The organism is Kribbella jiaozuonensis, assembly GCF_005233875.1.
Classification (GTDB): domain Bacteria; phylum Actinomycetota; class Actinomycetes; order Propionibacteriales; family Kribbellaceae; genus Kribbella; species Kribbella jiaozuonensis.
Map to the genome: position 1 here is coordinate 1 of NZ_SZPZ01000007.1, position 26,812 is coordinate 26,812.

General features: G+C 67.7%; 27 protein-coding genes. 11 read left to right on the forward strand and 16 right to left on the reverse strand.

The window, feature by feature from the left end:
- Positions 1-193: 193 nt before the first annotated feature.
- Positions 194-826 (reverse strand): response regulator, encoded by a 633-nt coding sequence (locus FDA38_RS38470; protein ID WP_137259139.1) that lies wholly within the window; start codon positions 824-826, stop codon positions 194-196.
- Complete coding sequence (macS, locus tag FDA38_RS38475; RefSeq protein ID WP_137259140.1) at positions 823-1,947, reverse strand: MacS family sensor histidine kinase; 1,125 nt, start codon at positions 1,945-1,947, stop codon at positions 823-825. Before macS ends, FDA38_RS38470 begins: the two co-directional genes overlap by 4 nt.
- A 191-nt stretch (positions 1,948-2,138) precedes the next feature.
- On the opposite strand from macS, the gene FDA38_RS38480 reads away from it, so the two are divergent.
- On the forward strand, positions 2,139-4,514 hold the full coding sequence (locus FDA38_RS38480) for an immune inhibitor A domain-containing protein (RefSeq protein WP_137259141.1): 2,376 nt from the start codon (positions 2,139-2,141) through the stop codon (positions 4,512-4,514).
- Positions 4,515-4,565: 51 nt separating this feature from the next.
- Here FDA38_RS38480 and hflX read toward each other — a convergent pair whose 3' ends face one another.
- The gene (hflX, locus tag FDA38_RS38485) at positions 4,566-6,047 is read right to left on the reverse strand and encodes a GTPase HflX (protein ID WP_137259142.1); all 1,482 of its coding nucleotides are present in this window, start codon (positions 6,045-6,047) and stop codon (positions 4,566-4,568) included.
- A gap of 83 nt (positions 6,048-6,130) precedes the next feature.
- Positions 6,131-6,973: a diaminopimelate epimerase gene (gene dapF / locus FDA38_RS38490; RefSeq protein WP_137259143.1), complete on the reverse strand. Its 843-nt coding sequence runs from the start codon at positions 6,971-6,973 to the stop codon at positions 6,131-6,133.
- A gap of 15 nt (positions 6,974-6,988) precedes the next feature.
- On the opposite strand from dapF, the gene FDA38_RS38495 reads away from it, so the two are divergent.
- Positions 6,989-7,240, forward strand: coding sequence for a hypothetical protein (locus FDA38_RS38495; RefSeq protein WP_137259144.1), 252 nt, complete (start codon positions 6,989-6,991; stop codon positions 7,238-7,240).
- On the opposite strand, the gene FDA38_RS38500 is transcribed toward FDA38_RS38495, so the two are convergent.
- Genes FDA38_RS38500 through FDA38_RS38515 form a run of 4 tightly spaced genes read right to left on the reverse strand, consistent with a single transcriptional unit; the run spans position 7,230 to position 11,189 of the window.
- Positions 7,230-8,768, reverse strand: coding sequence for an N-acyl-D-amino-acid deacylase family protein (locus FDA38_RS38500; RefSeq protein WP_137259145.1), 1,539 nt, complete (start codon positions 8,766-8,768; stop codon positions 7,230-7,232). The two genes, FDA38_RS38495 and FDA38_RS38500, sit on opposite strands and share 11 nt — an antisense overlap.
- A 4-nt stretch (positions 8,769-8,772) precedes the next feature.
- Entirely contained in the window at positions 8,773-9,903 is a 1,131-nt protein-coding gene (menC, locus tag FDA38_RS38505) for an o-succinylbenzoate synthase (RefSeq protein ID WP_170990014.1), read from the reverse strand.
- Complete coding sequence (locus tag FDA38_RS38510) at positions 9,893-10,537, reverse strand: MurR/RpiR family transcriptional regulator (protein ID WP_137259146.1); 645 nt, start codon at positions 10,535-10,537, stop codon at positions 9,893-9,895. The genes menC and FDA38_RS38510 overlap by 11 nt, the downstream gene beginning before the upstream one ends.
- Positions 10,530-11,189 (reverse strand): GNAT family N-acetyltransferase, encoded by a 660-nt coding sequence (locus FDA38_RS38515; protein ID WP_137259147.1) that lies wholly within the window; start codon positions 11,187-11,189, stop codon positions 10,530-10,532. Before FDA38_RS38515 ends, FDA38_RS38510 begins: the two co-directional genes overlap by 8 nt.
- Positions 11,190-11,257: 68 nt before the next feature.
- Here FDA38_RS38515 and FDA38_RS38520 point away from each other — a divergent pair, with 68 nt between their 5' ends.
- Entirely contained in the window at positions 11,258-12,349 is a 1,092-nt protein-coding gene (locus tag FDA38_RS38520) for a M20/M25/M40 family metallo-hydrolase (protein ID WP_137259148.1), read from the forward strand.
- Here FDA38_RS38520 and FDA38_RS38525 read toward each other — a convergent pair.
- From FDA38_RS38525 to FDA38_RS38535, 3 genes are read right to left on the reverse strand one after another with little or no spacing between them, the layout of a single operon-like run.
- Positions 12,346-12,990, reverse strand: a complete 645-nt coding sequence (locus FDA38_RS38525; protein ID WP_137259149.1) for a response regulator transcription factor — start codon at positions 12,988-12,990, stop codon at positions 12,346-12,348. The two genes, FDA38_RS38520 and FDA38_RS38525, sit on opposite strands and share 4 nt — an antisense overlap.
- Positions 12,981-14,753 (reverse strand): sensor histidine kinase, encoded by a 1,773-nt coding sequence (locus tag FDA38_RS38530; protein ID WP_137259150.1) that lies wholly within the window; start codon positions 14,751-14,753, stop codon positions 12,981-12,983. The genes FDA38_RS38525 and FDA38_RS38530 overlap by 10 nt, the downstream gene beginning before the upstream one ends.
- Entirely contained in the window at positions 14,750-15,106 is a 357-nt protein-coding gene (locus tag FDA38_RS38535; RefSeq protein ID WP_137259151.1) for a response regulator, read from the reverse strand. Before FDA38_RS38535 ends, FDA38_RS38530 begins: the two co-directional genes overlap by 4 nt.
- A 157-nt stretch (positions 15,107-15,263) precedes the next feature.
- On the opposite strand from FDA38_RS38535, the gene FDA38_RS38540 reads away from it, so the two are divergent.
- Both FDA38_RS38540 and FDA38_RS38545 read left to right on the forward strand, forming a co-directional pair.
- Positions 15,264-16,067, forward strand: a complete 804-nt coding sequence (locus tag FDA38_RS38540) for a CPBP family intramembrane glutamic endopeptidase (RefSeq protein ID WP_137259152.1) — start codon at positions 15,264-15,266, stop codon at positions 16,065-16,067.
- Positions 16,064-16,846 (forward strand): CPBP family glutamic-type intramembrane protease, encoded by a 783-nt coding sequence (locus tag FDA38_RS38545; protein WP_137259153.1) that lies wholly within the window; start codon positions 16,064-16,066, stop codon positions 16,844-16,846. Before FDA38_RS38540 ends, FDA38_RS38545 begins: the two co-directional genes overlap by 4 nt.
- Here the strand turns inward: FDA38_RS38545 and ggt are convergent.
- The 4 genes from ggt to miaA all read right to left on the reverse strand — a co-directional run bounded on the left by ggt (position 16,827) and on the right by miaA (position 20,867).
- Positions 16,827-18,638 carry a gamma-glutamyltransferase gene (gene ggt, locus FDA38_RS38550; RefSeq protein WP_233715184.1) on the reverse strand — a complete coding sequence of 604 codons (1,812 nt, stop codon included), beginning with the start codon at positions 18,636-18,638 and terminating at the stop codon, positions 16,827-16,829. The genes FDA38_RS38545 and ggt overlap by 20 nt on opposite strands.
- A gap of 72 nt (positions 18,639-18,710) precedes the next feature.
- Positions 18,711-19,394 carry a hypothetical protein gene (locus FDA38_RS38555; protein ID WP_137259155.1) on the reverse strand — a complete coding sequence of 228 codons (684 nt, stop codon included), beginning with the start codon at positions 19,392-19,394 and terminating at the stop codon, positions 18,711-18,713.
- 8 nt (positions 19,395-19,402) lie between these two features.
- Positions 19,403-19,918: a SigE family RNA polymerase sigma factor gene (locus FDA38_RS38560; protein WP_137259156.1), complete on the reverse strand. Its 516-nt coding sequence runs from the start codon at positions 19,916-19,918 to the stop codon at positions 19,403-19,405.
- Positions 19,905-20,867, reverse strand: coding sequence for a tRNA (adenosine(37)-N6)-dimethylallyltransferase MiaA (miaA, locus tag FDA38_RS38565; RefSeq protein ID WP_137259157.1), 963 nt, complete (start codon positions 20,865-20,867; stop codon positions 19,905-19,907). The genes FDA38_RS38560 and miaA overlap by 14 nt, the downstream gene beginning before the upstream one ends.
- A 123-nt stretch (positions 20,868-20,990) precedes the next feature.
- On the opposite strand from miaA, the gene FDA38_RS38570 reads away from it, so the two are divergent.
- Both FDA38_RS38570 and FDA38_RS38575 read left to right on the forward strand, forming a co-directional pair.
- Positions 20,991-21,215 (forward strand): hypothetical protein, encoded by a 225-nt coding sequence (locus tag FDA38_RS38570; protein WP_137259158.1) that lies wholly within the window; start codon positions 20,991-20,993, stop codon positions 21,213-21,215.
- Positions 21,216-21,347: 132 nt separating this feature from the next.
- Complete coding sequence (locus tag FDA38_RS38575; RefSeq protein ID WP_137259159.1) at positions 21,348-21,593, forward strand: antitoxin; 246 nt, start codon at positions 21,348-21,350, stop codon at positions 21,591-21,593.
- A 69-nt stretch (positions 21,594-21,662) separates the two neighbouring features.
- Here the strand turns inward: FDA38_RS38575 and FDA38_RS38580 are convergent, their stop codons facing one another.
- The gene (locus tag FDA38_RS38580; protein WP_137259160.1) at positions 21,663-22,265 is read right to left on the reverse strand and encodes a TetR/AcrR family transcriptional regulator; all 603 of its coding nucleotides are present in this window, start codon (positions 22,263-22,265) and stop codon (positions 21,663-21,665) included.
- 57 nt (positions 22,266-22,322) lie between these two features.
- Between FDA38_RS38580 and FDA38_RS38585 the strand changes: the two genes are divergently transcribed.
- The 4 genes from FDA38_RS38585 (at position 22,323) to FDA38_RS38600 (ending at position 26,811) form a co-directional block, all read left to right on the forward strand.
- Complete coding sequence (locus FDA38_RS38585; RefSeq protein WP_137259161.1) at positions 22,323-23,816, forward strand: FAD-dependent monooxygenase; 1,494 nt, start codon at positions 22,323-22,325, stop codon at positions 23,814-23,816.
- A 42-nt stretch (positions 23,817-23,858) separates the two neighbouring features.
- Entirely contained in the window at positions 23,859-24,452 is a 594-nt protein-coding gene (locus FDA38_RS38590) for a M15 family metallopeptidase domain-containing protein (RefSeq protein ID WP_137259162.1), read from the forward strand.
- Between the two features lie 9 nt (positions 24,453-24,461).
- Positions 24,462-24,917, forward strand: a complete 456-nt coding sequence (locus tag FDA38_RS38595) for an NUDIX hydrolase (RefSeq protein WP_137259163.1) — start codon at positions 24,462-24,464, stop codon at positions 24,915-24,917.
- 70 nt (positions 24,918-24,987) lie between these two features.
- On the forward strand, positions 24,988-26,811 hold the full coding sequence (locus tag FDA38_RS38600; protein WP_137259164.1) for a LamG-like jellyroll fold domain-containing protein: 1,824 nt from the start codon (positions 24,988-24,990) through the stop codon (positions 26,809-26,811).
- The last annotated feature ends 1 nt before the right edge of the window (position 26,812 follow it).

Genomic DNA, 26,812 nt, shown 5'->3' on the forward strand with positions numbered 1-26,812 from the left:
ACCACCAACTGCACAGCCTCTGCCCGAAACTGCGCACTAAACCGCCGACGCTTCTCGGTCATAAACAGATCCTCCTCGCTCCAGAGCACCTGTCCAACAACCTCGATACACCTCAGGGGTGGGTGGGGGCGCGCCGAGCGGGCGCGCTGAGGAGCGGAGCGACGAAGGAAGCGGCTGTGTGGGCGGGCGGGGGCTACTCGTCCAGGCCGTGTTCGATGGCGTAGCGGACTAGTTCGGCTCGGTTGTGGAGTTGGAGTTTGCGGAGGGTGTTTTGGACGTGGTTCTCGACGGTGCGGTGGGAGAGGACCAGGCGGGTGGCGATCTGTTTGGCGGTCAGGCCGCGGGCCACCAGGCGCAGTACTTCGGTTTCGCGGTCCGTCAACTGTGGAACATCAGGACCGCCGGCACCGAGACGCCGGTACTCCCCCAGCAACAACCCGGCCAGCCCCGCGCTGAAGATCGCATCGCCCTCAGCAGTACGGCGTACCGCGTCATCGAACTCGTCCAACGACGCAGACTTCACCAGATACCCCGACGCGCCGTTCTTCACCGCCGCGAGTACGTCGTCCTGCTCCGCGCTGGCCGACAGCACCAACACCCGTGTGTCAGGCAACGCCGTAGTGATCTCCCGCGTCGCGTCCACACCAGACCCGGAGCCCAGCTGCAGATCCATCACCACCACATCCGGACGGGTCGCCAGCGCGATCTTCACCGCGCCGGCAACATCCGACGCAGTAGCGCACACGTCGTACCCGCGACTCCCAAGATCGCGCGCGACTCCCTCGCGCCACATCGGATGGTCGTCGACGATCATCACTCTGGTCATACGGCTACCTTCAACTCCCACTCGGTTCCTTCGCCCGGCGCGGTTCGTACGGCGACTGTCCCGCCCAGGTCAGCGATCCGCCCGCGGATCGACTGGCTGACGCCCAGGTGGCCGTCGACGCGCGCCTGCTCCAGCCGGGCAGGCGTCGTACCCAGGCCATCGTCGCGGATCGACACCACGACCTCCTCGCCCAGATCCTCCACAGCGACCCAGCACCGCGCGTCCGGACCAGCATGCTTCGACACGTTGCTCAGCGCTTCCTTGACCGCGGCAACCAGTTCATCAGCCGTGGCCGCGGGCAACAGTACTTGCGCAGCCGGTACGACGACGTCCACCTTCGTCGTCGCCAACGGCAACAACAACCCACACAGATCAACGCGATCCCCGTCCGCAAGAACGGCCGGCCGCGTCGACATCAACGTGCGCAGGGCAACTTCCTGTTCGGCAGCCAAGTGAGCGAGTTCGAGCGCGTCGCCACCGATCGCAGTACCGCGGCGTTGGACCTGAGCCAGCACCTGCAGTACGCCGTCGTGGATCGAGCGACTGAGCCGCAGCCGCTCAGCCGTCGCGCTCTCCGCCGCGATCGCCGACCGCAGCCGGTCCCCCGCCCGCCGCATGGTCGACGCGGCATACCCGACGACCAGACCGGCGACCAACAACAACTGCACGTTGCTGAGGATCTTTGACGCGTTGTCGACACCGCGCAGCGACAACAACGCCAGGCTGATCGTCGCCGCGCCGAGCAGCCCGCCGTCGCGACCGCGGGAGATCGCCAGCGCGAGAACCGGGCCGGCCACCCAGACCGAGGTCAGCACCGAAGCTCCACCTCGGATGTCGATCAGCGGCTGCGCCCACAAGGTCGCGTACATGCAGCCGACCGTGATGATCAGGTCCGCGAACGCGAGCCGGGTGTTGCGGCGGCCCCACCGCCGGCTGTAGCCGAGCGACGAGATCAGCGTCCAGATTCCCATCACGGCCAGCTGGAGCAGTGCGCCGGTGGGCCGGACGATTCCGTCCCACCGAGTCCACACACCGAAGCAGGCGAAGCCCCAGGTGATGATGCGGAACACCACCAGCGCACGCCACAGCGGCTGCAGCAGGTCTACCGTCTCGCGCTCCACGCGGCACAGTCTGCCAAGGACGGCGGCCCAGCTGCCTGAGCCGTTCTACTCAGGGTGTGCAGGTTTCCCCGCACCTTCACAGGTTTTCCTCAGGATCTGCTTCAGCTGAGCGGATTTTCCCCGTACTCTCGCGCAAAACACGCTCGGGGGAGCTTCGATCACACTGTGTAACCAAGACACGGAGGGGAATCGTGCGCAAGCTACCCGCCGGGCTCTTCAGCCTGGCTTTGGCGGCGACGACCGGGCTCGGCTTGGCCGCTGCCTCGGCCACCAACGCCGCCACACCGCCCAAGCAAGGGTCGGCGCCGATCGCCAGCGAGGCCGCGCCGGCGCCGGACGAGTTGTCCAGCCCGCTCGAGGACAAGCGTCGCGAGCTGCGGCAGGAGGCCCTGACCCAGGTCATCAACGGACAGGCCACGCCGGAGCAGCGCAACGGCAGCACTGTCGTCAAGGTCGGCACCAAGGCCGCGGGTGCCAAGGGCACCAAGAACGCCAAGGGCAAGGTCGACCAGTACGTCGAGCTCGGCCGGGAGAAGACCGACCGGATCTTCGTCGTACTCGCGGAGTTCGGCAACGAGCGCGACCCGAAGTACCCGGACCAGGACACGTCACCGGCGTTCCCGGGCCCGGCCCGCTTCGACGGACCGCTGCACAACCAGATCCCGCAGCCGGACCGCTCGGTCGACAACTCGACCGTCTGGCAGGCCGACTACAGCCAGAAGCACTTCCAGGACCTGTACTTCGGCAACGGCAACTCGGTGAAGAAGTACTACGAGAAGCAGTCGTCCGGCCGGTACTCCGTGTCCGGCGAGGTCACCGACTGGGTCAAGGTCAAGTACAACGAGGCGCGGTACGGCCGCTCGAACGGCTACCCGTGCACCGGCAACGTCTGCAACAACACCTGGAACCTGATCCAGGACGCGGTCAACCAGTGGGTCACCGACCAGGAGGCCAAGGGCCGGACCAAGGCGCAGATCACCGCGGACCTGAAGTCGTTCGACCAGTGGGACCGCTACGACTACGACGGTGACGGCAACTTCAACGAGCCGGACGGCTACATCGACCACTTCCAGATCGTGCACGCCGGCGGCGACCAGGCCGACGGCGACCCGTGGCAGGGCGAGGACGCGATCTGGTCGCACCGCTGGTTCGCCGGCTTCCCGGGCGGCCCGGCCACGAACCCGAACGGCGGCGCGCAGATCGGTGACACCGGCATGTACGTCGGTGACTACACGATCCAGCCGGAGAACGGCGGTATCAGCGTCTTCGCGCACGAGTACGGTCACGACCTCGGTCTGCCGGACGAGTACGACACGTCGGGTGCAGCCGTCGAGAACGGCGTGAACTGGTGGACGATCATGTCCCAGAGCCGCGTCAGCAAGCCCAGCGACGGCGGTATCGGCGAGCAGGCGGCCGACTTCAACGCGTGGGACAAGCTGCAGCTCGGCTGGCTGGACTACGAGATCGTGACCGCCGGCCAGAACCGCACCGTCGACCTCGGCCCGCACGAGTACAACTCGAAGAAGGCCCAGGGCCTGGTGGTGACGCTGCCGAAGAAGCAGGTCGAGCATCAACTCGTCCAGCCGAGCGCCGGTACGAAGGACTGGTGGAGCGGTCAGGGCAACAACTTCACGCACACGATGAGCCGGCAGGTCACGCTCCCGGCCGGTCAGCCCGCGAGCCTCACGTTCCAGGCCAACTGGGACATCGAGGACTGCGGTACGACGGCGTGTGACTACGCGTACGTCGACGTGAACGACGGCGCCGGCTTCAAGACGATCCAGGGCAACATCACCAAGGCCGCCGAGGGCAACGGGATCGACGGCAAGAGCGCCGGCTGGGTCCCGGCGACGTTCGACCTGTCGTCGTACGCCGGTAAGACGATCACGCTGCAGTTCCGGTACGCCACCGACCCGGCGGCCGGCGGGATCGGCTTCTTCGCCGACGACATCAAGGTGACGTCGGGCTCGACCACGGTGGTGAACTCCGGCGCGGAGACGTCGCCCGACGGCTGGACGCTCAACGGGTTCAGCGCGGTCGGTTCGTCGTACACGAGCCAGCACGACAACTACTACCTGGCGTCGAACATCAACTACGTCGACTACGACAAGAACCTGCAGACGGGCCCGTACAACTTCGGTTGGGCGAGCACGCTGGCCGACAAGGTCGAGCACTTCCCGTACCAGGACGGTCTGCTGATCTGGTACTGGGACACCTCGCAGGAGGACAACAACACCAACGAACACCCGGGTGAGGGTCTGATCCTGCCGATCGACTCGCACCCGACGCCGATCAACCGTCTCGACGGCCAGATCTGGCGCCCGCGGGTCGCGGCGTACGACGCGCCGTTCAGCCTGGAGAAGGCCGACTCGTTCAGCCTGCACATCAACGGGCAGTCGAGCTACATCCGTGGTCAGAACGCCGTCCCGACGTTCAACGACAGCAAGTCGTACTGGACCGCGGACCAGCCGACGAGCAGCGTCAAGGTCCCGAACAACGGGGTCAACATCAAGGTCGTTTCGAAGAACGGCACCTCGCTGAAGGTCCAGGTCTCGAAGCGCAAGTAACACAACGCAGAACGGCCCCCGGAGGAGTCTCCGGGGGCCGTTCTTCGTAGATCAGGCTGTTGCGTACGGCGTCAGGTCGCCGGCGAGGGCCGGGTGGACCCGGGCCGTCACGCGGGTGCCTTCAGCGGTGTGCTCGAGCTGCTCGACCGAGCCCTCGGAGTGGATCCGGGAGACCAGGTCGCCGCGGTCGTACGGCAGCAGGACGTCGAGGGCGACGTGCGGCTGCGGCAACCCGCCTTCGATCAGTTCGCGGAGCTTGTCCATGCCTTCGCCGGTGCGGGCCGACACCACGATCGCGTGCGGCTCGCGGTGCAGGATCGGTGCCAGCGCCATCGGATCGGCCAGGTCGGCCTTGTTGATCACGATGATCTCCGGTACGTCGCCCGCCTTGATCTCGGCCAGTACCTCGCGCACGGCCTGGATCTGCGCCAGCGGGTCGGGGTGCGAACCGTCGACCACGTGCAGCAACAGGTCCGCGTCCGCGACCTCCTCCAGCGTCGAGCGGAACGCCTCGACGATGTCGTGCGGCAGGTGCCGGACGAACCCGACGGTGTCGGTCAGCGTGTACACGCGCCCGTCCGAGGCCGTCGTACGACGGGTGGTCGGGTCCAGCGTCGCGAACAGCGCGTCCTCGACCAGCACGCCCGCGCCGGTGATCTTGTTCAGTAGCGAGGACTTGCCGGCGTTGGTGTAACCAGCGATCGCGACCGACGGGACCAGGTTGCGACGACGCTCCTGGCGCAGGGTCGAACGCTTGCCCTTGAGGCTCTTCAGGTCGCGGCGCAGCTTGGCGATCTTGGTGTTGATCCGGCGCCGGTCGGTCTCGATCTTGGTTTCACCGGGACCACGGCCACCGATACCGCCACCGGCCGCGCCGACGCGTCCACCGGCCTGGCGGGACAGGTTGCCACCCCAACCACGCAGGCGCTGCTTCATGTACTGCAGCTGCGCCAGCTCGACCTGGGCTTTGCCTTCCTTGCTCTTCGCGTGCTGCGCGAAGATGTCCAGGATCAGCGCGGTCCGGTCGACCACCTTGACCTTGAGCTTGTCCTCCAGGTTGCGCAGCTGCGCGGGAGCCAGCTCACCGTCGGCGATCACCGTGTCCGCGCCGAGCGACGCGACCAGGTTGCGCAGGTCGGACACCTTGCCGGAGCCGATGAATGTCGCGGGATCCGGCTTCTTCCGCCGCTGGATCACGCCGTCGAGCACCTCGGAACCGGCGGTCTCGGCGAGCAGCTTCAGCTCGGCCAGCGAGTTCTCCGCGTCCTCGGCGCTGCCCTCGGTCCAGACGCCGACCAGCAGCACCCGCTCGAGCAGCAGCTTGCGGTACTCGACCTCGCTGATGTCGGTCAGCTCGGTGGACATCCCGACCACGCGGCGAAGCGCTTGGCGCTCCTCCAGGTCGAGGCCCTCGGTGCTCAGTTCGTGGTCATACTCATCGTGACCCGACAACGAATCGCCGGAGTCCTCGCCCTCGATGAGGTCAAGTTCGACGTCGGTGGTCTCGTCGTATGCGTGTGAATGGGTCGTCATATACCTTCCATGGTGGCACGGGCCTCCAGTAGAGGCGACCCGTTTTACCTACGTCAACGCCCCACGCAGTACCGAGATTCCCCTCAGGCGGGCAGCCAGGCCCGATCGAAGTCCCCGCGAGCGTGCAGAACGGCCGGTCCGGTCAGCTCCAGATGGTTGTCGGCACGCCACGTCACGCTCACTTCACCGCCCGGTACGCCGACGCGGTACGTCACCGGGAGCTCGTCACGGGCCTGACGCGCCGCGGCGACCGTGACGGCGCACGTGCCGGTGCCGCAGGACCGCGTCTCCCCCGATCCACGCTCATGGACCCGCATCTGGACGTCGTGCGCATCCCGGCGTACGACGAATTCCACGTTCACGCCGTGGGGAAAGGCCGAGGTGGGCGACCAGGTCGGCTGGTCGCAGAGGTTGCCGGGCTCGTCCAAGTTGTCGACGAACGCGACCGCGTGCGGATTGCCCATATCGACATGTACTGCGGGCCACTGATGACCGTTGGTCTCGACCACGATCCCGGCCGGACCCGGCAGCGTCGGCTCGCCCATGTCGACGGTCAGCGTGCCGTCGTCGTTCTGCGCGACGGCCTTGATCCCGGCGCGGGTGCCGACACGGACGGGCTTGTCGTCGATCAGGCCCGCGTCCGCGAGGTACTTCACGAAGACACGGACGCCGTTCCCGCACATCTCCGCGATCGAACCGTCCGCATTCCGGTAGTCCATGAACCAGTCGCCGCCGTCCTCGACGTACGACTGCTTGTCGCCCTGGATCACCCGCAGTACGCCGTCCGCGCCGAGGCCGGCGTGGCGGTCGCAGAGGAACCGGACCAGGCCGGCTTCCAGCTCGCCGTGCACCGAACCGTCGGGATCGGGCAGGATCACGAAGTCGTTCTCCGTACCATGACCCTTCAACCAGGGAAACGTGCTCATGAAGGAGATCGTACGGTGCAGCTCGCCTACTTCTGGGAGCAGGAGGACGCGGAGGCCGTCGCCGAACTGCTGGACGGCGAGGTACGGCGCGGGCGGTTCCACGGTGAGGACGACGACGAGGATCACCCATGGGTCGTCGAGCTGACGGGTGGTCAGGACGTCGAGCGGGTAGTGGCCGAGCACGACGGCTGGCTCGAGACTTCGGCGGACGCTCCGGGCGGCGCCCCGCTGCCGTTGCCCCAGGAACCGAAGCGCTTCAAGAAGTAATGACTCGGCCGGGGCGATGGCCGGTCGGCTTGCTGTTGGACAGGGCGGGTTGGCCCGCGACCAGCACGTGTTCGACGCCGACGGACAGCTGCCAGGGGTCGTCGTACGTCGACTTGTCGGCGATCGTGGTCGGGTTGAGGACGACCAGGTCGGCGATCGCACCGGGTTTGATCGTGCCGCGGTCGTCGAGGCCGAGCCTGGAGGCGGGCAGCGAGGTCATTCGGCGGACGGCTTCGGCGATGGAGAAGATGCTGAGATCGCGGGCGTAGTGGCCGAGGACCCGGGGGAAGGTGCCGAAGTTGCGAGGATGGGGGTGGCCGGGGCCGGTTGCGTCCATGATCCAGCCGTCGCTGGCGATCGCCGTACGCGGGTGTTGCAGGACGGTGATGACGTCGTCCTCGCTGATCGCGTGGTTGACCACGCTGACGGCGGCCTGGTGGTTCTCGAGGATGCGGAGGACGATCTCGGCGGCGTCGACGCCGTCGCGCCGGGCGATCTCGGTGAGGCTGAGGCCGCGGCTGTCCTCGTAGCGGCCGGGTGGCAGGGACGCGATGACGACCGAGTCCGGCGACAGCAGTTTGTCGGAGCGCAAGGCCTCGGCGATCCGCTTGCGTTCGGTCGGGTCTGCGAGGCGTTCGAGGAGCGCGCCGTCCGCCAAAGCCCAGGTGGGCAGGCGGGTCGTCAGGGTCGTGCTGGTGGCGGTGTACGGGAACGCGTCCCAGCCGACATCGAGATCAGTCTGGTCGAGGAGTTCCAGCGCCTCGGAGACCAGGCCGTGGTTCGCCTTGCCGACTGCCTTCAGATGGGAGATGTCGAGGCGCGCACCACCGGCGCGGGCGGCTGACATCGCCTCGTCCAGCGCGGCGAGCAGGCCGGCGCCTTCGTTGCGGATGTGGGTCGAGTAGAGCAGGTCGCACTCGGCCGCGGTGGCGACGAGCGCAGCGACCTCCTCCGGCGAGGCGTAGGCGCCCGGCGCGTAGATCAGCCCGGTCGAGAAGCCGACCGCCCCCTGGTCGGCAGCTGCTCGGAGCAGGTCCTGCATCTGCCGGAGTTCGTCGGTTGAAGGCGCCCGGCGTGCGTTGCCCATCACCGCGATCCGCAGCGTGCAATGACCGACCTGAAGCGCCAGGTTCACCGCTGGTTCCAACGTTGCAGCGAAGCCGGCCAGATCGTTCCAGGACCAGTCGTGCTTCGCCCCGAGGAACGCCGTACCCGCCTGCAACGTCGCCAGGTCGGTGATCGGGTACGGCGACCAGCCGCAGTTGCCGGCCACCAGCGTCGTCACGCCCTGCGCGAGCTGGGACTCGGCGGCCGGACTTGTGCGCAGACTGAAATCCGCATGTGAGTGAAGATCGATGAATCCCGGTGCGACAATGTTGCCTGTGGCATCGATACCTTCGGCTCCGGACGGCACGGCATCAGGTGGCAGCACCGCGGTGATGCGGTCGTCCTCGACCAGTACGGTCCCGGGCGTCGGTTCGGCACCGGTCCCGTCGGCGATCAGACCGCCGGTGATTGCCACCCGCATCGAATCACTCCTGTTCTGGTCCGAGGGACAGCTGGGCGACAGTGTTCGCCTCGATCAGCGCGCGGTCCACGGCATGGCCGAGACCGGTTGCCGCAGGCACCTGTACGACCCCTTCGACGGCGACGACGGCGGGTTCGACGACGTCCCGGGCGTAGTACTTCTCCGAGGCGGACACGTCCGATGGGAGGGTGAACCCACCGAGGCTGGAGAGTGCGACGTTCGCGAGCCGGCCGATGCCGAACTCGTGCATACCGCCGCACCAGACGGGGATGCCTTCGTCCCGCGCCCGGTCGTGCGCTTCACGCGCTGGAGTGAGGCCGCCCATCCGGGACACCTTGATGTTCAGGACCCGCAGCGCTTCTAGCGCCAGCGCGGTCTCCAGGTCGTCGACGGTCTCGATACTCTCGTCGAGGCAGACCGGTGTCTCGATCGTGCGCTGCAGCTCGGCGTGCGTAAGCAGGTCGCGTGGCGCGAACGGCTGCTCGATCATTGTCAGCCTGAACTCGTCGAGCTCCTGCAAGAGTTTCAGGTCGCCCGCGGTGTAGATGCCGTTGGCATCGACATGCAGATCGAGGTCCGGGTACGCCGTACGCACCGCACGGACCGGCTCGATATCCCAGCCGGGGGCGATCTTCAGCTTCACCCTCGGGTAGCCGGCTTCGACCTGCAGCTGAACCTGGGCCAGTAGGTCGTCGATCGTCGGTTCGATGCCGAGCGAGACACCCGCGACGACCTCGGTCCGCTTCCCGCCCAGAGCTGTTGCCAAGGGCATGGAGTTGGCCTCGGCGTACAGGACCCAGGCGGCGGTATCCACGCCGGCCTTGGCGAAGTTGTTGCCGCGGACCTTCGACCAGCGGCGGGCCAAGTCGGCGGGGTGGGTCCAGGAGTGATTCAGGACCGCGGGCAGGAGATAGTGCGAGGCGATGTGCCAGCAGGACTCGACCGTCTCCGGTGCGTAGTACGGATCGGAGGATGATGCGATCTCGCCCCAGCCGATCGCGCCCGACGCGTCCTCCAGCTCGACCAGGATGTGGTCGAGGAACGCCTTACGGTGCGAGCTGGTCTGGAACTCGTGCACCAGCGGCATCCGGACCCGATGCAGCCGGGCCGCGACGATCTTCAGTTCAGTTGACATACAACCCCAGCTCCGTGTTCAGCCGGTCGCGCTCGAGCAGTCGTCGCCGCGCGCCCTTCGCACTCGCGGTGGTCAGCGTCGCGAGCACGTGCAGCACGGATGCGACGACGGTCGGCGAGTCGACGTACGACGCGCTCCCGGTCGCGACATAGATGCTCTGGTCGGCGATCTTGGCCAGCGGCGCGTCCTCGAAGTCCGTCACCGCGACCAGTTCCCCGCCGGCCTCGACGAAGCGGCTGGCGATCTCGACCGTGTCGCGCCGGTAGCGGCGGAAGGAGAACGCGACCATCAGATCGTTGGACCGGACGTCGGACAGTACGTCGACCCCGCGGACGACGGTGCCGTCGATCAACGTCACCTGCGACAGGCCGGCCCCGAGGTCGAACGCGAGCAAGGACGCGTACGAGAACGACTTCGCCGATCCGACGATGAACCGCCGGCGGGCAGCGACGATCCGGGCCGCTGCCTGCGCGATCGACTCGTCGGTCAGGATCTGGTCAAGGGCCTCGTCGATCGAGGCGCGCTCCTGCTCGACCACGCGGCGCTGCAGGAGCGTTGACGACCGGCGTTGCAGGCGGGCGTCGTACCGCTCGTGGGGGCTGGTGAGCTCGCGGTTGCGTGGATCGTCAGGCATCGGCCGGCCCGAAGTAGTAGGCGCCGGTCCCGTCCGGAAGGCGGCGGCACGAAACAGCGACGAGCCCTTGCGCCAGCAGACCTTCGAACGAGCTACGCAGCTCGGCCGGGTCGGTCGGCATCACCAACTCGGTCATGCTCGCGGGAACGGCGGGCTGCTCGCGGGTCAGGTCCCACTCGACGATCACGCGGTCGGTGCCCGGACCGTACATGTCCGGGGCGAACCAGCGACCGCGGGCGCCGAGGACGTCGAGGTTGAAGTGCGCGTTGCGGACCTGCCTCGGATCGTACGTCCAGCGCATCCGCGACATACCGTGGCTCAGGGCAACTTCTCGCTGGGCGTGCTTGAGCATCCGGCCGAGGCCGTGCCCCTGCTGGTCGGCCGCGACCACGGCGGACTGCGAGTAGTGGTAGAAACCGCGCCGATCGGTGCCGCAGAAGCCATAGGCGAACGCGACCAGCTTGTCGCTCTCGTCGAGGATGCCGACCACCGACCCGCCGTTGCTGGCCAGCGCGCCGAGCAGTCGCGGATTCAGCCCGTACGCCGGGTCGAGGTAGCCGAAGACCGCGCGGTACAGCTCCGAGGCCTCGGCGAACCTGGACGCCGTGGTGAGCGAGACCGCACGGAAGCTCACCTCAGAGATACGATTCATATCCTGAGTAGATCCCATGGATCTCAAGGTCGTCAATCGGTGATCAGATGATGATACGTTGACTATCCATGATCATCGAGCGACTCCAGGAGTACGTCGGCGCGGAGACCCCGACCGGTGACGCGGCCGCGCTGAACGCGTTCGCCGACCGCCTCGCCGAGCGGTACGACGCCCTCGGTGCGAGCGTACGCCGCGTGCCCACACCGACCGGCGATCATCTGGTCGCGGACTTCCCCGGCCACGGGCCGAGGGCCGACGAGGCGCCGCTGCTGTTCCTCGCCCACCACGACACCGTCTGGCCTCTTGGACAGCTCGCGGACGTGATGCCGTGGCGCGAGGCGGACGGCATCATCCACGGCCCCGGCGTCTTCGACATGAAGGGCGGGCTCGTCATCCTCGAAACCGCCCTGGAACAGGTCGCCGACCAGGACCACCGACCGGTGCGAGTCGTGGTCGTCGCCGACGAGGAGGTCGGTTCGCCATCTGCTCGCGACTTGGTGACGGCCGAGTCTGCCGGGGTATACGCCGCCTTCGGGCTCGAACCGCCACACCCGAACGGCGACCTCAAGACCTCCCGTTGGGGCAGTACCCGCGTCCGCATCGAAATCACCGGCCGCGAGGCACACGCCGCACTCGACCCGGACAGCGGGATCTCCGCGATCGACGAGCTCGTCGACCAGCTGATCGCGGTCCGCGGCATCGTCGCGCAGTACGACGAGGTGCTGTGCAACGTCGGCACGATCACAGGCGGCGGCCGGACGAACGTCGTACCAGGCTCGGCGTCGGCCGACATCGGCTTCCGCTTCGTCGACCCATCAACCGAGAAAGCCGTCCTCGCCGCCGTCGCCGAACTCCAGCCGGTCCGAGCCGCTCAGCTCACAGTGCGCGTCATGTCGAACCGCCCGGCCTGGCAACCGTCGCCGGCGACCGACGACCTACTGGCAAAGGTGATCGAGGCCGGCCGCTCCATCGGTCAGAAGGTCGGCGGCGCCGCCGCATCCGGCGCAGCCGACACCAACCTGACCGGCTGGCTCGGCATCCCGACCCTCGACGGCCTCGGCCCAATAGGCAAGGGCGCCCACGCCGTCCACGAGCAGATCGTCGCGACGAGCCTGAGCGAGCGAGTCGCGCTGGTCGCCGCGATCATCATCTCGCTTTAAGTGCTCAGGAACGCGAGGACCGCCAGCACGCGGCGGTGATCCTCGGGCGCGGGTGCGAGGTCGAGCTTCACGAAGATGCTCGTCACGTGCTTCTCGACCGCGCGCTCCGAGATCACCAGCGTGCCGGCGATGGCGTGGTTGCTGCGCCCTTCCGCCATCAGCGCGAGCACCTCCCGTTCGCGGGCGGTCACCGCAGCGAGCGGATCCTTCACGCGGCGACGGCCGAGCATCTGCGAGACGACCTCCGGGTCCAGCGCCGAGCCGCCTTCACCCACTCGCCGGACCGCGTCGGTGAACCGCTCCAGATCCGACACACGATCCTTCAGCAGATACCCGACGCCCGCAGCGTCGTCCCCGAGCAGTTCCAGCGCGTACTGATCCTCCAGGTACTGCGAGAGCACCAGCACCCCGGTCCCCGGCAGCTCGGCCCGAATCGCCAGAGCCGCCCGGAGGCCTTCGTCGGTGTACGACGGCGGCATCCGGAGATCGATGATCGCGACATCCGGCCGGCTCAGTCTCGCCTCGCGCATCAACTCGGCGCCGTCGCGAGCCTGCCCCACAACCTCGAACCCGTTCCCCTCGAGGATCCGCACCACCCCCTCGCGGAGCAGGATCGAATCGTCGGCGACGATCACGCGCACGGCAACCTCACTCTCACCGCGGTGCCTTCGCCGCCGGCACTCGCCAACTCGAGCCGGCCGTCGAGGGCCGAGACGCGATCGTTCAGGCCACGCAGGCCCGAGCCGTTCTTCGGGTCGGCGCCGCCGATTCCGTCGTCGATCACGTCGACCTCGACGACGCCGTTCCGGTTCAGCACACTCACCGTGACGCAGCGCGCGGCGGCGTACCGGGCCGCGTTGGTAAGCGCCTCGGCGACGACGAAGTAGACTGCCGACTCGATCGACGCCGGCAGCCGGTCGGCGGGAGTCTCGATCACCTCGACCGGGACCGGTGACCGGCTGGCGAGGCCGCGCAGCGCCGCGTCGAGGCCGCGATTCGTCAGCACTGCTGGATGGATGCCGCGGGCCAGCTCCCTCAGTTCGGCGGTCGCCTCCCCCAGCTCGTGCAGCGAGGTGTCGAGCAGCTCGCTCGCCGCCTCGGGATCGCGTGCCACCAAGTCTCGGGCCAGGCGGAGGTTGATGCCGAGGGCCATCAATCGCTGCTGGGCACCGTCGTGGAGATCCCGCTCGATCCGCCGCCGCTGCTCGTCCCCCGCTTCGACGATGCGGGCGCGTGACGACCGCAACTCGGCAACCCGGACCCGCAGTTCGGCAGCGAGACGCTCGTTCCGCAAGGTCAACGCCACTGCGGCGCCGACCGTCTGCACGAGGCTGCGCTCGTCCTCCAGCGAGGCATCGTGGACGACCGCCGCCAATGGCTCGCCGCCGTGGCTGATCCTCGTCGCGAACCGTCCCTCGCCGGTCTCCGGCAGCGCGACCGGCCGGCCCTCGGAATCGACGTACGACGAGATCTCGGGGACCCAGTAGGCGAGTTCGAGGCCGGGGTCGCCGAGCGTCTCGGCCAGCGTGTCCCGCAATCCCGATCGTCCGACCTGCCCGGCCAGGCTGCTGACGACGAGAGTGACGGCTTCCGCCGTACCGAAGCGAGACCGCAGCAGCCCGAGGAGGAATGCGAACGGGACGAAAGCGAACAGCGACAGTGCGACGAAGTCGGCGGCATCCGTCGCTGCCGCTGTACCACTTCCGCTGCCGACCAAGGCTGCTGCGAGGAAGAACAGCGTCAACGCGCCGGTCACCAGGATCGGGCTGAGCGCCCGTCGCTGACCAGGTGTCGCCCTTCGCCAGCGTCGTACTTGCATAACCACAAGCCCTACGAGCACAACCACCGCACACAGCAGCTGCAGTCCGATGATGAGACTGGCCGCCGTACTCGAACTTGCGATCAGGATCGGGTTCGGCGGACAACCGACACACCCCGAGTACGGCGCTGTCGTGTCGGTGAAGAGGTACGCCGCCAGCTGGAGCACGGTCACGTTGACATACGCCAACGCCGCCAGGCGTCGCTGTGCCGTCGTCTCGAGCCGGCCCGACGGGAAGGCGAGCAGCAGATGTGCCAGCAGAGCGAACGAGAGCGGTGCTGCGAGTTCACCGACGCTGAAGACGACGCCGTCACCCGAGACCCCCAGCCCTCGGATCATCCAGGCCAGACCGGTCGCGACCATCAACAGTCCGATGTCGTTGCCCGGACGCCGCGCCCACGCGTACAGGCCGGTGCCGGCGAAGCCCCAGCCGATCAGCAGCAGGTAGAACGCATAGACGCCGGGTGAGGCGAAGCTGCCGGTCGCATGAGTGTGCGGAGAGTTGAGCACCAGCACAGTCAGACCGATGCCGATCGCAACGGTCGCGACCGCCGCGGCGATCAGCCTGCGGCTGGGGCTTCTCATCGCAGCAGTGCGGCCAGGGCGCTCCCGGTCAACTCTCCTTTGGGGATGAAGCCGCGCGCACCGCTGGCGCCGATCGCGTCGCCCAGATCGGCGGAGTCATGGCTCGAAGTGAGCACGATCTGCGGGGCATGACCATTGGCATCGAGCATGGACCTGGCGACCTCGAACCCGTCGATATCGGGCAGTCGTACGTCGAGCAACACCAGCTCGGGCCGCAGCCGACGGGCGGCCAGCAAGGCGGCGCCGCCGTCCTCGGCCTCGCCCACGACGACGTACCCGTCGGCCTCCAGCATGCGGCGAGCGCTGGCCCGGAAGCTCGGGTGGTCGTCGACGATCAGCACGGTCTTCCCCATGCAGCGAGTCTCCTCCGCGGATCAGCGCCCGGCTATACGGCCGGCCACACCGCTTGGTACGGGCAACCGAACCCCGAAGACGCCTGGAAGCTCGATGGTTCGGGCGTCGTCGCGCTGACAGCGTGGCGTCATGTCCCAGTCCCAAGGAGGATCCGCCATGAACCGCACCGCGAAGATCGATCAAGCTCCCAGCCCGGCCGCCGACCGGTACGCGTCCGTCGGCCAGTACTCGAAGGCCCAGGTCCTCGGGGCGTGGGCGGCAACCGCCGTACCGATGGGCCTGCTCGCCTGGATCGGGGCACCGTGGCTCAGCCATCGCCTCGGCGGGCGCGATCCGCTCATCGAAGCGCTGTTGATCTGCTTCCTGATCGGACTGCTCTGGCAGCTCGGCCTGGTCCTGATTCTGGTCCGGCGGGAGCAGAAGGGGCTGCAGTGGGCGCGGGTGCGCGACGCGCTGTGGCTGCGGAACCTGAAGGATCCCAAGACCGGACGCATCGGCGGCAAGCTCTGGTGGTGGACGATTCCGTTCGTCGTCGTTTCAGCCGGCCTCAACGCTCTGCCAGGGCTCACGCCTGTCGGCCCGGTCCCCCGGGATCTCCCGCACACGCTCGAACTCGCCCGCGGTCGGCTCGAGCACTTGTTCAACGGCAACTGGGCGATCTTCGCGCTGTTCGTGGTGGTCGTCTTCCTGGCCCCACTCACCGAGGAGCTGTTCTTCCGCGGACTCCTCCTGCCACGGATGCGGACCGCGTTCGGCCGCGGTGACATCTTCGTGAACGGATTCCTGTTCGGGGTCTACCACTTGCACCAGCCATGGAGCGCGCCGTCCAGCGTGGTCGACGGAATCATCACCCAGGCCTACCCCGCGCGTCGTTTCCAGAGCACGTGGATCGGAATCATCACGCACACCCTGCCGAGCTTTGTCATCGTCGGCGCGGTGCTTCCGCTGGTCATCTCATGAGACGGTCGATCGCCACTCTGCTGATCCCCGCCGTCGGTCTCACATTGGTCGCGCAGACGATCTTCCTGCTGAACGGCTGGAACGTCATGCCGGCCAAGGTTCTGGAGCTCGTCCTGCTGTTGGGCGGGGCCACGCTCCTGGCCGGCGGCCGATCGGAGGGACGACGGCTCTTCGCGGGACTGGTCCGCTGGCGGATCGGCATCGGCGTACTGCTGATCGTGGTTGCCGCCCTGCCCCTGCTCACCGTGGTCGTTGCAGTCGTCACCGGCAGCCTGCAATCGGTCGACGGCGGCTGGGTTCAGGTCGTGATGACATACCTGCTGTTCCTCGTCTTCGGCGCGATCACGGCCAACCTGTGGGAGGAAACGGTCTGGGCCGGCTTCGTTCAGACGAGGCTGATGGCTCGGCATGGGCTGTTGATCGGCTCGCTGCTGACCGCCGTACCGTTCTTCATCATCCATCTACCGCTGGCGTTCGAGACCAACGGATGGGCGGGTACGTCGTGGTCCGACGCGCTGGCGACCTGGGGCATCCTGCTGGTGAGCGCGCCGTTCTTCCGCTACCTGATCGGGATGGTCCTGATCGACACGGGTGGCAGCCTGCTCGCGGCCGGTCTGCTGCATGCGTCGTTCAACGCCTCGGGCGCGCTGCCGGTCCTGTCCGGTGGTTGGCAGTACGTGCCGGCGATGATCCTGCTGACCGTTGCTGTCGCAGTACTCCGCCGACGGCATCGACGGAGTACTGCGCAAGCGACCGAAGTTACGGCCAGAGCTGTTTGACGACCCCGGCCGATCCGCCGCCGCGGCGGGTCGGTTCGGCGGCGGCGAGGATTGCGCCGCCGGGGAGGAATTCCAGGCCTTCGAGGGCACCGATCTCGGCCGCGGAAGATCCGGGCGCGCCGGCTGGGGTGAAGGTGTGGCCGTAGGGGGCGAGGGCGGTGCCGTACTTGTCGATGAAGGATTGTTCGGCCGTCACCGACGCGGTGTTGCGCTGGGAGGCGCGTGGGGCGGCGATCGCCTCGGGGAGGGTCATGCCGCGGTCGAGGCGGTTCGTCAGGGTTTGCAGGACGGTGGTGATGATGGTCGAGCCGCCCGGTGAGCCGAGGGCGAGGTACGGCTTGCTGCCGCGGAGGACGATCGTCGGGGAGATCGACGAGCGCGGCCGCTTGCCCGGCTGGATGCGGTTCGGGTCGGCGGGGTCGTAGACCGCGGAGAAGTCGGTGAGCTCGTTGTTGAGGATGAACCCGCGGCCGGGGACGGTGATGCCGCTGCCGCCGGTCTGCTCGATCGTCAGCGTGTACGAGACGACGTTGCCCCACTTGTCCGCGGTGACCAGGTGCGTCGTCGACTTGCCCTCGGTGTCGGGCCGTTCCGTCGTCGCGGCGCCCTTGGCGCACTTCTCGTACTTGCCGTCCGGCGATCCGGCCGGAACCGGCTTCACCGCCGCCTTGTCCGGGTCGATCTGGCAGGAACGCTCGGCGCCGAATCCGCGGGAGGTCAGCTCCTTGGTCGGCACGTTCACGAACGCGGGATCACCGACGTACGCCGCTCTGTCGGCGAAGGCCAGCGCGGACGCCTCGAGGTAGTTGTGCAGGTAGTCCGTCGTGCTGAGGGTCTTGAGGTGCTTCGGCTGGAGGATGTTGAGCGCCTCGCCGACCGTGGTGCCACCGGAGGATGACGGAGCCATTCCGTAGACGTCCAAGCCGTCGTACCGGACCTGCGTCGGGACCCGGTCCAACGGCTTGTACTGCTTCAGGTCGCCGGTGGTCATGTACCCGGGCATCACCGGCAGTGTGGTCGTCGCGGTCTTCGGCGGGTTCTTGACGACCGCGGTCATCTCCGCGCCGAGAGCGCCGCCGTAGAAGGTCGAGAGCCCTTTCTTGCCGAGCATGCGGTAGGTGTCGGCAAGCTCCGGGTTCTTGAACACCGTGCCGACCTTCGGCGCGTCACCGCCGGGCAGGAACAGCTTGGCGGTCGGCACGATCGCCGAGAAGCGGGCCTTGTTCTCCTGCGTCTGCAGGTTGAACGTGCTGTCCACCACGAAGCCGCGATCGGCCAGGTCGGCCGCGGGCGTGAGCGCCTTGCCGAGCGACAGCGAACCCCATTGGCGCAGCGCGGAGTCCCAGGTCGCCAGCGTGCCGGGGATACCGACGGACACACCGGACGTGACGAGCTCGGGGGTGAAGTTGTACGGCTTGCCGGTCGCCGGGTCGATGAACGCGTCCGACGGCATCGCCGCGGGGGCTGTCTCGCGGCCGTCGATCGTGGAGACCTTGTGGGTCTTGGCGTTGTAGTACACGAAGTACCCGCCACCGCCGATGCCGGCGGAGTACGGCTCGGTCACACCCAGCGCGGCCGCGGTTGCGACCGCGGCGTCGACCGCGTTGCCGCCGCGCCGCAGTACGCCGAGCCCGGCAGCCGTCGCGTCCGCGTCGACCGAGGACACCGCTCCCCCGAACCCGATCGCGGTCGGGTTCTTCGCCGGTGGCTTCGGTGGATTCGCAGCGGCGCTCGTACTCAGACCACCTAGGACAAGGGCACCTGCAGACAGCGATGCGACCAGCTTCTTCACCAGTACTCCCGCGGGGCGTCGGCGACATGGATAGATGCCCTTGCTATCCCACAGAAGGGCTTCACGCCAGTACTAGTTCACCGTGCAGGAGTCCATGAAACGTCGGAGTACGTCGTCGGGCCACTCGACCGTGCCCGTCGGGAGCTCGACCAGCAGCCACTGGTCGGCCAGCTTGACCTGACCGGTCAGGCGGCCGTCGAGGGTGCCGATGTGGAAGGTCTTGCCGCTGCCGTCGGTGACGCGGACCGCGGACAGGCTGCGTGCTTGCGGGGCTGCTTGCAGGACGACCTTGGTGGCAGTGTCCGCAGTACGCATCGCCGGCTGGGAGAGTACGACGCGGTTGGCGGCGATCGGGGTCTCCGCAGTCCACCCCTTCGGCGTCAGGGCGCAGTCGATCGTGTGCCATGGCTGGTTGTTGGCGACCAACTGGACGACGGAGGCTCCGAACATCGACATCGTCTCGCCCTTCGACGGCTCGGCCGCCGGTGCGGTTGCGGGCGTCGAGGACGCGGATGTTTCCGCCTCGCCACCGCCGGCCACCTCGGTGCTGTTGCCCCACCACTTCACCTGATTGCCGATCGCGAGCGCGAGCGCCGAGACCGCGGCAACACACAGCACACCGGTGACGCGACGCCGGCGTTTGATCCGGCGCAGCGCGCGGCGGCCGCGGGTGACATCGGCCTCGATGTCAGCATCCGGCAGCGCCTCGGCCGCGCGGTCCGCGAAGCCCTCCAACAGCCTCTTCACGTCGTCCATCGGTGTTCTCAACCACTCCCCGTCTTGCGATCCGTCTCTTCCGACATCAGGTCCTTCAGCCGCTTCAGCGCCTTAGCGGTCTGGCTCTTCACGGTTCCTTCGGTGCACTCCAGGATCCGTGCGCAGGTCGCGACATCCAGGTCCTGGAAGTACCGCAGTACCAGCACCGCCCGCTGCCGCGGCGCGAGGTCCAGCAACGCGTCCCGGATGGCGAGGGTGTCGGTCTGATCAGGTACGTCGGTCAGCCGCGGCTCGAGCGTCTCCGCCGTCACCACCTCGGGGTGGCGGCCGGCGCGACGGCGCTCGTCCAGGAAGGCGTTGACCAGGATGCGGTGTGCATACGGGCCCGCGCCTTCGTGCTTGATCCGGTGCCAGTGCACGTAGACCCGCGTGCAGGCGGTCTGGACCAGATCTTCGGCGGTGTGCACATCACCCGCGGTGAGCAGCAACGCCGTCCTCATCAGCCTCGTGCGGTCCGCGAGCAGGTACTCACGGAACTCGGCCTCACGGTCACCCCCTCGCATTCGTTTCCACCCCGACTACGCCGCCGGTCCCCCTGCGGTTGCCCTGGGCTATCACTCGAAAAGCCTTCTCCACCAGATCGGGGTCGTCGTACTGCAGCCAACTGATGCGTTGGTCCTTACGGAACCACGAGTCCTGCCGGCGCGCGAACCGGCGCGTGGCCTGGGCGGTCCGTTCCCGGGCCTGCTTTTCGTCGATCTCACCGTTCAGCAACGCGATCACCTGCGAGTACCCGAGTGCGCGGTTGGCCGTCTTCCCCTCAATCAAACCCTTGTCCAGCAGTCCTCGCACCTCGGCCACGAACCCCGCGTCGAACATCCGGTCCACCCGGAGGTCGATCCGCGCGTCGAGTTCGGGCCGCGGTACGTCGAGACCGAGCTGGATCGCGCCCGGGTAGATGTAGCGGTGCTCGGGCAGCGTGGCGACGTACGGGCCGCCGGTGATCTCGGCGACCTCGAGCGCGCGGACGATCCGCCTCCCGTTGCTCGGCAGGATCTGCTCGGCGGCCTTCGGATCTGTCGCTTGCAGCCTGGCATGGAGTGCGCCGGAGCCGTGGGCTTCCAGCTCGGCCTCGAGGCGGGCGCGGACGACGGGATCGGTGCCGGGGAAGACGAAATCGTCGAGGATCGCGCGGATGTACAGGGCCGATCCGCCGGCGAGGACCGGGGTGCGCTGCCGGTCGATGCAGTCGTCGATGGCCGCGCGGGCGAGCTGCTGGAACTCCGCCACGGTCGCGGTCTCGGTGACGTCGAGGATGTCGAGCAGATGGTGCGGTACGCCGTCGCGCTCCGTCGCGCTGATCTTCGCCGTACCGATGTCCATGCCGCGGTACACCTGCATGGCGTCCGCGTTCACCACCTCGCCGTCGAGGTGCTTGGACAGCGCGACGGCCAGGTCGGACTTCCCGGCCGCGGTGGGGCCGACGACCGCGACGACGAGTGGATCGGACATCGCCCCAGTCTCGCAGCTGTCACTCTAAGAGTTCGCCAAGAGGTGCGGACCGGCCTTGTGGATGACCCTCCGTGTTCGGTAAGAACGCCTGGAGCTGGAAACATTTCTACGGGAGGAAACCACGTGACGAACGGGTTCGAAGAAGAGTCGGACGCGGCCAAGGACGCGCTCGGCCTGGGGGAAGAGGTCGACGACCTGGCGGCCGCGAAGCGCAGCGGCGGCGATGTCGAGGCGAAGAAGAGCGGCGGTGACGTCGAGTTCAGCGGTGGCGATGTCGAATCCACCGGTGACGAGGGTGAAGACAGCGGCGGCGACGTAGAGTCGGAACCGTCGGGCGACGGCGTCTGACAACTACTCAATTTGTCCGGCGTCGTTTCAGCATGGCGCTCGCGGAGATCCCACAGTTCCGGCGTTGCAGGTGCGAAGATCACCGCTAGCTGTCTGTAAGCACTCAACTACGCAGGAATGGGAGCCCCCGAGATGGGCATCTTCGACAAGTTCAAGGGCAAGGCCGAGGACCTGAAGGACAAGGCCACTGACCTGGTCAACGAGCACGGCGACAAGGTCGGTGAAGGTCTGGACAAGGCCGGTGACTTCGTCGACGAGAAGACGGGCGGCAAGTACGGCGACAAGATCGACACCGGCGTCGAGAAGGCCAAGGAAGGGTTGGACAACCTGGACGGCCAGAACGACGACATCCCGGACAAGCCGAACCAGTCCGCCTGATCTCCCCCGAAGGGCCGCAACCAACCAGGTTGCGGCCCTTCGCCATGTCGACAACCCCCCGTGTTCCGGCTATCCGGTGAGCTGGGTGATGAGGGAGTTGGCCAGCCAGGTTTCGTACTGGTTCAGAGGCCAGGCGTGTTCGAGGACCAGGGTGCGGTAGACCTCGGGCAGGACGAGGGTTTGGTAGATGGCTACGCCTTCGTCGACCTCCACAGTGAGGTGCGGGGTGATGGCTTCGAGGTGGCGGCGGAAGGCTCGTTCCCGGTTGGCCAGGATGGTTTGCATGTCTGCGGCGATGTCGGGGTCGGTCCGGGCCGCTTCCTGATAGATGTCGATGACGTCGTACATCACCTCGTACTGCCGGCGCTGGAGGTTCGCGGCCATCCGCAGGCCGTCGCGGGGGTCGGACTGGGCGAGGGCTTCGGCGTGGGTCCGGTCGACGTCGAGCGTCCCGGTCGCCTCCCAGGCGATCGCGCGCAGGATCGCGGACTTCCCGCCGAACGCGGAGTAGATCGTCGGCGCCGGGATATCGGCCGCCTCGGCGATCGCGGTGATCGTGGTACCGACGTACCCCTGGGTCGCGAACAGGCGACGGGCCGCCGCGGCGATCGCGGACTTCGTGGCGAGAGCCTGCCGCTGCCGGTGGGTCGGTCCTTCCCTCTTGACAGCCACGTCGGCAGCGTATCACTCTCTTCATCATAGTCTCACTATGACGAAGAGAGTATCGCGATGACTCCTGAACCGCCTGTGCTGATCGTCGGCGGCGGCCCGGCCGGCCTGACCGCGTCCTTGCTGCTGTCCCGGCACGGCGTGGAGTCTCTGCTCATCGACAAGCGCGTCGGTCCGTCCCCGCTGCCCCGGGCTCGCGGCGTGCACTCCCGGGCGATGGAGATCCTGCGTGTCTGCGGCGTCGAGCCCGACCTGCGCGCCGTCGAGCTGCCGATCACCCCTGGGGCACAGTTTCAGGCCGACCTGACCACTGAACCATTTCGTGAAGACGTGACATCCACCGCGAAGACCGTGGTCAGCCCGTGCGACGGCCTGTCCGTCTCGCAGGACGTCTTCGAGGCGGTACTGCGGGACCACGCGCGCGCCTACTCACCGGCGCAGCTGCGAACCGGCGTACTGCTGGAATCGTTCCGGATCGACGACGGCGGTGTGCTGGCCACCGTCGTCGACCAGCACGGCGGCGGTACGACGGACGTCCGCGCGCGATGGATGATCGCGGCCGACGGCGCACGCAGCGGCGTACGGCGCCGGCTCGGCATCGAGATGCACGGCCCCGACGACCTGGGCCGGCAGACGATGATCGCGTTCCGGGCCGACCTGAGCAGCTGGACCGGTGCCCGGCCGCGCGGAATCTACTTCCTGACCGACACCGGGGCGGCGCTGATCTGGACCCACACCGACGACCGCTGGGTGATCAGCCGACCTGGTACGACGACCGAGGACGATCCTGCCGCAGCAGTACGTCAGGTCCTCGGGCTTCCCGATCTGGACGTGGAGATCCTGGCCGCTAGTCCGTGGACCGCCGCAGCGCAGTCGGCCTCGCAGTACGCACAGAGACCGGTGTTCCTCACTGGCGATGCTGCCCACCGCTTCCCGCCGGCGGGCGCGACCGGTGTGAGCGCGGCGATGCACGACGTACACAACCTCGCCTGGAAGATTGCCTACAGCAACGACGGTACGAAGCTGCTGGACAGTTACGCCGACGAGCGGGAGCCGGTGGGCCGGCAGAACGCCGATGAGACCGGCGCCGCGTGGTCGCGGCTGTTCAGCGGGAACGGATCTCCGTTCAGCGGGCGCAGTCTCGGTCAGCTCGACATGGGGTACCAGTACCGCTCGGCGATCATCGCCGACGACGGCAGTCCGGATGCTGATCCACCTGGCTCCGACTACCGGCAGAACGCTGCGCCGGGTTGCCGGGCGCCGCATCTGTGGCTGAACGATGGGACCTCCACCATCGATCTGTTCGATCGGCACTTCGTTCTGCTGACCGCCCCACCGGGAGACCCGTGGCGTGACGCGGCGGGCCGGTCCGTCGGCGTACCGGTCGATAGCCACGTTGTGCCCGAGCCCGAGTGGCCTGAGCTGTACGGCGTCGAGCCCGACGGCGCGGTCCTCGTACGACCCGACGGCCATGTTGCGTGGCGCAGCCGGACCGGCTCGACCGATCCGGCGGCAGATTTCCGGACGGCGATGTCCACGTGCACCGGAATCTGACTCCGGACGCAGATCGTCCGGATTGCGTCGTACGCTCAGCTCATGGTCAAGGCCAAGGTGGATGTTGAGCAGTTGACGGTCCGGGCGCTCGGGCCGGAGACGTGGGATGCGTTTGCGGCGCTCGCGGAGCGGCACAACGGGGTGTGGGGTGGGTGCTGGTGCACGTTCTTCCACACGATGCACGAGGAGAAGACGTTCGAGGCGGAGAGCAACCGCGACCTCAAGCATCGCCTGGTCATGGAGGGTCGGGCTCACGCGGCGCTCGTGTTCGACGGTGAGCTCGCGGTGGGGTGGCTCGAGTACGGCCCGCCGGGCGAGCTGCCGAACATCAACCACCGCAAGGAGTACGAGAAGGGCATGGACCGCCCGCCGGACTACCGCCTCACCTGTTTCTTCACCGACCGCAACTACCGGCAGCAAGGGGTCTCGGCGGTGGCTCTCCGCGGCGCCCTCGAGCTGATCGCCGCGGCCGGCGGCGGGGTCGTCGAGACCTACCCCCAGGACACCGGCGGCAAGAAGATCACCGCCTCCTTCCTCTACAACGGCACCCGCTCCCTCTTCGAACAAGCCGGCTTCACCTACCTCCGCCCCAAAGGCAAGAACCACTGCGTGATGACGAAGACGGTAGGTGTCTAGGCTGCGTGTATGAATCGGTTTCGCGTAGTGCCGGCGGCGTATGTGGTGGTTCGGCGGGGGGATGAGGTGTTGTTGTTGCTGCGGGCCAATACCGGATATATGGATGGGTATTGGGCGGTGCCGGCGGGGCATGTTGAGCAGGGGGAGTCGGCGATTGCGGCTGCCGTACGGGAGTTGAAGGAAGAGGTGGGGATCGACGTTGACGCGGCCGAGCTGGTGCCGTTGACGGCGATGCATCGGACGGGTGGGAACGGGGATCCGATCGACGAGCGGGTGGATTTCTTCTTCATGGCGTCGACCTGGTCGGGTGAGCCGCGGTTGATGGAGCCGGAGAAGGCTGCGGGGCTGGAGTGGTACTCGCTGGACAAGTTGCCGGAGCCGTTGGTGCCGCATGAGGCGCGGGTGCTGGCGGCGGTGGCGGACGGGCGTGGGCTTCCTGCGGTGATCGCCCAGGGTTTCGCCTGAGTTCACCGTTCCTGGACGCCCGGGGCTCTAGTGTTCGCTGCGGTGTCAGCGAGCTTGGGAGCGTGGGGCGATGAACGAGCGGTACGACGGGACCAGCCGGCGGAAGCTGTTGCAGGCGGGGGCACTCGGCGCGGGCGCGGTGATTGCCTCGGGTGCGCTCAGCACCGGAAGCGCCGCGGCGACCGGCCAGGTCGAGGCCAAGAGCAGTGGGCGGATCGACACCGAGCACCCGCGGTTCACGCTCGCGGTCGTGCCGGACACGCAGTACCAGTTCGACCAGGACCGGGGTGACCCCGCGCCGCTGACGGCGACGTTCAACTGGCTGATCGACAACCGCGCCGACGAGAACATCGTGTTCATGGCGCACCTCGGCGACGTCACCGAGAACGCGCTGGCGATGGAGTTCGCCCAGGCCGACCCGGTCTTCAAGATCCTCGACCGCGCCCGCTTCCCGTACTCCGTGCTCGCCGGCAACCACGACATCGACGGGGCGAAGGACGACACCCGCGGCCCGTCGCCGTACCTCGACACGTTCAACCCGCGGCGGTTCCGCTGGATGCCGACGTACGGCGGATCGACGGCGAACGGGTACAACTCGTACCACGTGTTCCGCGCAGCCGGCCGGCAATGGTTGCTGCTGGCAATGGATTGGCGCCCGTCGGACGCGAGCTTCGCCTGGGCCCGCGACGTGATCGCCAAGCACCCGAAGCTGCCGGTCATCCTGACCACGCACGAGATCGTGTACGCCGACGCGGGCGATCCGACCGCGTACTTCAGCGACCAGGGCAACCGGGTCTGGGACCAACTGATCGACAACAACGACCAGATCTTCATTACGATGAACGGGCACTACTGGCCGCCCGGCCGGGTCACGCGGAAGAATGCCGCCGGCAACGATGTGCACCTGCACATCACCAACTACCAGGACCGGTTCTACGGCGGATCCGGCATGGTGCGGCTGTACCACTTCGACCTGGCCCGGAACACGATCGACGTCGAGACGATCTCGCCGTGGATCATGGGCCAGGACCCGGCCAAGCGCAACGAACTCGAGGAGCTCGAGATCGAGCTGACCGATGACGTCAACCGGTTCAGCATCCCGATCGACTTCGACGAGCGGTTCGCCGGATTCGCCCCGGTGCCGGTCCGGCCGGCGCGACCGGCGTCGCAGCTGTTGATCCCCGGTACGGCGGCGTACTGGCGTTTCGACGGACCGGTCACGGATCAGGTGGTCGACCAGTCGGGCAAGGGCAACCACCTCACCCGCAAGCAGCTGGGCGGCGACGTACCGACGGCGAGCAACGAGTTCCACCCGGACCAGCCCGGCCACGCGAGCTGGCTGTTCCCGGGCGGCAAGAACCCGGCCCGCGGCGGGTATCTGCAGACCGTCGACAACGCGCCGCTTAACGCGATGACGTTCAAGGGCGGCTACACGATCGAGGCGTTCGTGAAGCTGGCCGACGACGGGCAGGACCACTCGTGGGAGGGGCTGTTCACCCGCCTCGGCACCGGACGCGACGCGGGCAAGACCGGTAGCGACCCGGACGAGCCGGCGGCGAAGCTCGGGTTCTCCGGCGGGCGGCAGGTGCAGTGGGCGGTCTACCCGTTCGACAAGAACGACACGTTCACGAACTGGGGCCACGAGCAGGTCGCCGGCCGCTGGTTCCACCTGGCGATCGTGAACGACGGCCGGCACAGCATCGTGTACGTCGACTCGTCCGAGCTGCTGCGCAATCCGGCGACCCCGTCCAACGGCCTCGCAACCGCTAGCAAGCCGTGGCTGGTCGGCGCCGGCCACTACGCGAACGAGGTCGACCAGGGCTTCGCCGGCAACATCGGCGAACTCCGCATCGTCACCCGAGCGCTGAAGCCGTCCCAGTTCCTCAACGCCTGAC

Excerpts from the sequence above, each read along its gene's own strand:
- FDA38_RS38470 (WP_137259139.1), bottom strand. The coding sequence starts at position 826 with ATGACCAGAGTGATGATCGTCGACGACCATCCGATGTGGCGCGAGGGA.
- hflX (WP_137259142.1), bottom strand. The coding sequence starts at position 6,047 with ATGACGACCCATTCACACGCATACGACGAGACCACCGACGTCGAACTT.
- dapF (WP_137259143.1), bottom strand. The coding sequence starts at position 6,973 with ATGAGCACGTTTCCCTGGTTGAAGGGTCATGGTACGGAGAACGACTTC.
- FDA38_RS38500 (WP_137259145.1), bottom strand. The coding sequence starts at position 8,768 with ATGCGGGTGGCAATCACCGGCGGTCTGATCGCCGACGGGACCGGTGCC.
- menC (WP_170990014.1), bottom strand. The coding sequence starts at position 9,903 with ATGTCAACTGAACTGAAGATCGTCGCGGCCCGGCTGCATCGGGTCCGG.
- FDA38_RS38510 (WP_137259146.1), bottom strand. The coding sequence starts at position 10,537 with ATGCCTGACGATCCACGCAACCGCGAGCTCACCAGCCCCCACGAGCGG.
- FDA38_RS38515 (WP_137259147.1), bottom strand. The coding sequence starts at position 11,189 with ATGAATCGTATCTCTGAGGTGAGCTTCCGTGCGGTCTCGCTCACCACG.
- FDA38_RS38520 (WP_137259148.1), top strand. The coding sequence starts at position 11,258 with ATGATCATCGAGCGACTCCAGGAGTACGTCGGCGCGGAGACCCCGACC.
- FDA38_RS38530 (WP_137259150.1), bottom strand. The coding sequence starts at position 14,753 with ATGAGAAGCCCCAGCCGCAGGCTGATCGCCGCGGCGGTCGCGACCGTT.
- FDA38_RS38535 (WP_137259151.1), bottom strand. The coding sequence starts at position 15,106 with ATGGGGAAGACCGTGCTGATCGTCGACGACCACCCGAGCTTCCGGGCC.
- FDA38_RS38540 (WP_137259152.1), top strand. The coding sequence starts at position 15,264 with ATGAACCGCACCGCGAAGATCGATCAAGCTCCCAGCCCGGCCGCCGAC.
- FDA38_RS38545 (WP_137259153.1), top strand. The coding sequence starts at position 16,064 with ATGAGACGGTCGATCGCCACTCTGCTGATCCCCGCCGTCGGTCTCACA.
- FDA38_RS38555 (WP_137259155.1), bottom strand. The coding sequence starts at position 19,394 with ATGGACGACGTGAAGAGGCTGTTGGAGGGCTTCGCGGACCGCGCGGCC.
- FDA38_RS38560 (WP_137259156.1), bottom strand. The coding sequence starts at position 19,918 with ATGCGAGGGGGTGACCGTGAGGCCGAGTTCCGTGAGTACCTGCTCGCG.
- miaA (WP_137259157.1), bottom strand. The coding sequence starts at position 20,867 with ATGTCCGATCCACTCGTCGTCGCGGTCGTCGGCCCCACCGCGGCCGGG.
- FDA38_RS38575 (WP_137259159.1), top strand. The coding sequence starts at position 21,348 with ATGGGCATCTTCGACAAGTTCAAGGGCAAGGCCGAGGACCTGAAGGAC.
- FDA38_RS38585 (WP_137259161.1), top strand. The coding sequence starts at position 22,323 with ATGACTCCTGAACCGCCTGTGCTGATCGTCGGCGGCGGCCCGGCCGGC.
- FDA38_RS38590 (WP_137259162.1), top strand. The coding sequence starts at position 23,859 with ATGGTCAAGGCCAAGGTGGATGTTGAGCAGTTGACGGTCCGGGCGCTC.
- FDA38_RS38595 (WP_137259163.1), top strand. The coding sequence starts at position 24,462 with ATGAATCGGTTTCGCGTAGTGCCGGCGGCGTATGTGGTGGTTCGGCGG.
- FDA38_RS38600 (WP_137259164.1), top strand. The coding sequence starts at position 24,988 with ATGAACGAGCGGTACGACGGGACCAGCCGGCGGAAGCTGTTGCAGGCG.